This is a genomic window from Sphingomonas sp. FUKUSWIS1, from assembly GCF_000733135.1.
Taxonomy (GTDB): domain Bacteria; phylum Pseudomonadota; class Alphaproteobacteria; order Sphingomonadales; family Sphingomonadaceae; genus Sphingomonas; species Sphingomonas aerolata.
The window spans coordinates 1-4,106 of sequence record NZ_JPJC01000211.1 but is presented as its reverse complement, the minus strand read 5'-3'; the positions used below and the strand labels follow the sequence as shown (position 1 = coordinate 4,106).

Genomic DNA, 4,106 nt, shown 5'->3' with positions numbered 1-4,106 from the left:
TGCGTCAGCACGCGCGGCATGGCAGACCCCGTTTTCGATCGCCTGGAGGCGACCATACGCGCGCGCCGCGATTCGCCCGCCGACACCTCCTACACCGCCAGCCTGTTCGCGCGCGGCCGCCCCAAGATCGCGCAGAAGCTCGGCGAGGAAGCGGTCGAGACGGTGATCGCGGCCTGTTCGGGCGACGAGGCGAGCATCGTCCCCGAGGCCGCCGACCTGATGTTCCATCTCGCGGTGCTGCTGGCGGACGCCGGCCTGAGCCTCGACGATGTGCGGGCCGAGCTGGAGCGGCGCGAAGGGGTCGGCGGGTTGGTCGAGAAGGCCGCGCGGACCGGCTGACCTGGCAGCTTCGTCATTCCCGCGCAGGCGGGAACCCAGACCGGCGGGCCGCGCGCGTTGATCGTGATCCGCCGAGGATATGGATCCCCGCCTTCGCGGGGATGACGAAGGTTGGTAGGATGCCCCGAAAGGAGCAAGCCCCATGCCGATCGACGCCACCCAGCCCTATGACGACCAGAATATCTTCGCGAAGATCCTGCGCGGCGAGATTCCGTCGAACCGCGTCTATGACGACGACTTCGCGATCGCGTTCCACGACATCAACCCACAGGCGCCGACGCATCTGCTGGTGATCCCCAAGGGCGCCTATGTCTCGTGGGACGATTTCTCCGCGCGTGCAAGCGATGCGGAGATTGCCGGGTTCATCCGCGCGGTCGGGACGGTCGCGCGCGCCGCGGGGCTGGTCGAACCGGGCTATCGCCTGCTCGCGAACATCGGCCAGCACGGGCATCAGGAGGTGCCGCATCTGCACGTTCATGTCTTCGGCGGACGTCCGCTTGGCCCGATGCTGGCCGGATAGCGGCTTTCCGCCACTAAAGGATTGCGCGTAATAAAATTGCCATTAGGCTTCCCGGATTGAGCAAGGGGGCCAGTGAACCGGCCCTCACAACCCCCGGGGGGAACCGAATTGATTTTTGGTCGCGTTAAGTCACTGGACGCCATTCTGGCGACGGCGGAGAAGAAATCGCTCCACCGATCGCTGGGCGCGTTCCAGCTAACCATGCTCGGCATCGGTTGCGTGATCGGCACGGGCATCTTCGTGCTGACCTCCGCCGCCGCGCAGAAGGCCGGGCCGGGCATGATCCTGAGCTTCGTCGTCGCCGGCGCGGTCTGCGTCGTCGCCGCCCTCTGCTATGCCGAGATCGCGGCGATGGCCCCGGTCGCGGGCTCCGCCTATACCTACACCTATTCGGTCATGGGCGAGCTGCTCGCCTGGACGGTCGGCTGGGCGCTGATCCTCGAATATGCGGTGGCCGCGAGCGCCGTGTCGGTCGGCTGGTCCGGCTATTTCGCGGGCTCGATATTGCACGAGACGTTCGGGATAACACTCCCGACCTGGCTGTCGCACGGGCCGTACATGCCGGGCGGGTTCATCAACCTGCCCGCGGTCGTCATCTCGCTGCTGATCACCTGGCTGCTGATGATCGGCACGACCGAGAGCGCGCGTGTCAATGCGGTGCTGGTGACGATCAAGGTCGTCGCGCTGACCGCGTTCGTCGCGCTGACGCTGCCCAAGACGCATGGCGCCAATTTCGAGCCGTTCCTCCCCACCGGCATCCTCGGCAGCAACGGGCTGGGCGTGGTCGGCGCGGCGGCGACGATCTTCTTCGCCTATGTCGGCTTCGACGCGGTCTCGACCGCGGCCGAGGAGACCAAGGATCCGCAGCGCAACGTGCCGATCGGGCTGATCGCCTCGCTCGGCATCTGCACCGTGTTCTACATGCTGGTCGCAGCGGGCGCGATCGGCACGATCGGCGGGCAGCCGCTGTTCGGCGCCGACGGCGTGCCGTTCACCACCGGGTCGGCCGAGCTCGCCCGCGCCTGCCTGATCCCCGCCAACGCGCAGGCGCTGGTCTGTTCGAACGAGGCGCTGGCGCATGTCCTGCGTCAGGTCGGCTATGCCAATGTCGGCAACTGGATGGGCTATGCCGCCGGTCTCGCGCTGCCGTCGGTGATCCTGATCCTGATGTTCGGCCAGACGCGCATCTTCTTCGTGATGAGCCGTGATGGCCTGCTGCCAGAAGTGCTGAGCCGCGTGCATCCCAAGTGGAAGACGCCGCACATCGTCACCGCGATCACCGGCGTGTTCGTCGCGTTCCTGCCGGTCGGGCAGCTCGCGGACATCGCCAATGCGGGCACGCTCTACGCGTTCATGATGGTCGCGATCGCGCTGCTGATCCTGCGCAAGCGCGAGCCGAACCGGCATCGTCCGTTCCGCACGCCGGCGGCCTGGATCGTCGCGCCGCTGACGATCGTCGGCTGCATCGGGCTGTACTTCTCGCTTCCCTATGAGGCGATGGCGGTACTGCCGATCTGGGGCGCGGTCGGCCTCGTGATCTATTTCCTCTATGGCTACCGCAAGAGCTATCTCGGGCGCGGCATGGCCGACGGCGGCGAGCCGATCGACATGGCGCCCCCGGGCAGCCACTGATCCGGGACGCAGCAAAAAGGGCCGCGGGAGGAAACTCCCGCGGCCCTTTTTTTGTGCCTAGTTCCAAAGGCGTCATCCCCGCGAAGGCGGGGATCCCTATCCTCCAGCGGTTGCGGGTCTATCGCGCGGCCGGCCAATATGGGTTCCCGCCTCCGCGGGAATGACGGTTCGGTTCGTCAGCCGATATGCTTGGCGGCGAGCGCCTTCAGGTCGACCATCGGGCGGGCGCCGACATGGCTGATGATCTCGGCCGCGCAGACCGCACCGAGCTTCAGCGAGGCGTGGAGGTCGTGGCCCTGTGCCTGGCCGTGGAGGAAGCCCGCCGCGAACAGGTCGCCCGCGCCGGTCGTGTCGACGACCTTGGCGATCGGCTCGGCCTTCACTTCGGCGCGCGTGCCGTTCTGGATCGCGCAGGCACCGTGTTCGCCGCGCGTGACGACCAGGGTCGGGACCTGGGCCGAGATCTTCGCGACTGCCGCGTCGAAATCCTCGGTCTCGGCAAGCGCCGCGAGTTCGCTCTCATTGGCGAACAGGATGTCGATCAGCCCGTCCGACAGGAGCTGGCGGAAATCGCCGCCATGGCGCGAGATGCAGAACACGTCGCTGAGCGTGAACGCGACCTTGCGGCCGGCGCCACGCGCGCAATCGATCGCGGCGCGCATCGCGGCGCGCGGCTCTTCGGGATCCCAGAGATAGCCCTCGAGATACAGGATCGCGCTGTCGGCGATCATCGCGGTGTCGATCGCCGCGGCGGGCAGATACTGGCCCGCGCCGAGGAAGGTGTTCATCGTCCGCTGGCCATCGGGCGTCACGAAGATCAGGCAGCGGCCGGTGGTCGGGTCGCCGGCGCGGACCGGGGTCGCGAACTCGATGCCGATGCTGCGCACGTCATGCGCGAAGACCTGGCCGAGCTGGTCGTCGGCGACCTGGCCGATGAAACCGCACTTGCCGCCGAGCGCGGCGACGCCGGCGACGGTGTTGGCGGCCGACCCGCCCGAGATTTCCATGCCCGGCCCCATCTTGGCGTAGAGCGCATCGGCTTCTTCCGACGAGAACATCAGCTGCATCGAGCCCTTGGCGACACCGATCTCGGCGATGAAGGCGTCGTCGGCGCTGCTCAGAATGTCGACGATGGCATTGCCGATCGCGACGACGTCATAGGTAGGCGTGCTCAAGGGGAGGTCTCCAGACCGAACGGGAAAAGCTCGCCGTAATTCGCGCGGGCGGCAGGCGCAACCGCTGCGGCGCCGGGTGCCCGAGCCGCCGGCGTCAGCGCAGATAGGCGACGAGGCTGAGGCCGGCGACCTTGCCGAACACCGAATAGCTCGCCTCGAGCATCGTCTTGCGCTGCATCAGATCCATCGAGATCTGGCCGTAATCCGCATCCTCATTGTCCGAGACGATCTTCTCGAGCAGCGCGGCGCGATCGGCCGCGCGCGCGCCGAGCGTCTCGATCTGCGCCTGGCGAAGGCCGTTGGCGGCGTTGAGCCCGCGGATCTGCGGCAAGGCGGCGTCAAGCTGCGCGATCGCGGTCTTGAGCGCCGCGGCCTGGCCCGCGCTGGGGCTGGCGCCGATCGGCCCGGCCTCGGCCAGCGTCCGGAACGCAGCGAGCACG

Annotated in this window: 4 protein-coding genes and 1 pseudogene; 3 read left to right on the top strand and 2 right to left on the bottom strand. The window is 67.7% G+C overall.

The features are described from left to right. Window positions 1–18: 18 nt before the first annotated feature. From sphsw_RS12680 to sphsw_RS12670, 3 genes are all read left to right on the top strand, one after another. Entirely contained in the window at window positions 19–339 is a 321-nt protein-coding gene (locus tag sphsw_RS12680) for a phosphoribosyl-ATP diphosphatase (protein ID WP_031394257.1), read from the top strand. A 142-nt stretch (window positions 340–481) separates the two neighbouring features. Then, a complete protein-coding gene (locus sphsw_RS12675) occupies window positions 482–859 on the top strand; it encodes a histidine triad nucleotide-binding protein (RefSeq protein WP_031440933.1) in 378 nt (125 codons plus the stop codon). A gap of 108 nt (window positions 860–967) precedes the next feature. Continuing rightward, the gene (locus sphsw_RS12670; RefSeq protein ID WP_031440932.1) at window positions 968–2,491 is read left to right on the top strand and encodes an amino acid permease; all 1,524 of its coding nucleotides are present in this window, start codon (window positions 968–970) and stop codon (window positions 2,489–2,491) included. Between the two features lie 176 nt (window positions 2,492–2,667). Here the strand turns inward: sphsw_RS12670 and sphsw_RS12665 are convergent, their stop codons facing one another. Continuing rightward, complete coding sequence (locus sphsw_RS12665; RefSeq protein WP_031440931.1) at window positions 2,668–3,666, bottom strand: adenosine kinase; 999 nt, start codon at window positions 3,664–3,666, stop codon at window positions 2,668–2,670. A 94-nt stretch (window positions 3,667–3,760) separates the two neighbouring features. Next, window positions 3,761–4,106 (bottom strand): annotated as a pseudogene (locus tag sphsw_RS12660) (flagellin); the annotation flags it as partial.

Excerpts from the sequence above, each read along its gene's own strand:
- sphsw_RS12680 (WP_031394257.1), top strand. The coding sequence starts at position 19 with ATGGCAGACCCCGTTTTCGATCGCCTGGAGGCGACCATACGCGCGCGC.
- sphsw_RS12675 (WP_031440933.1), top strand. The coding sequence starts at position 482 with ATGCCGATCGACGCCACCCAGCCCTATGACGACCAGAATATCTTCGCG.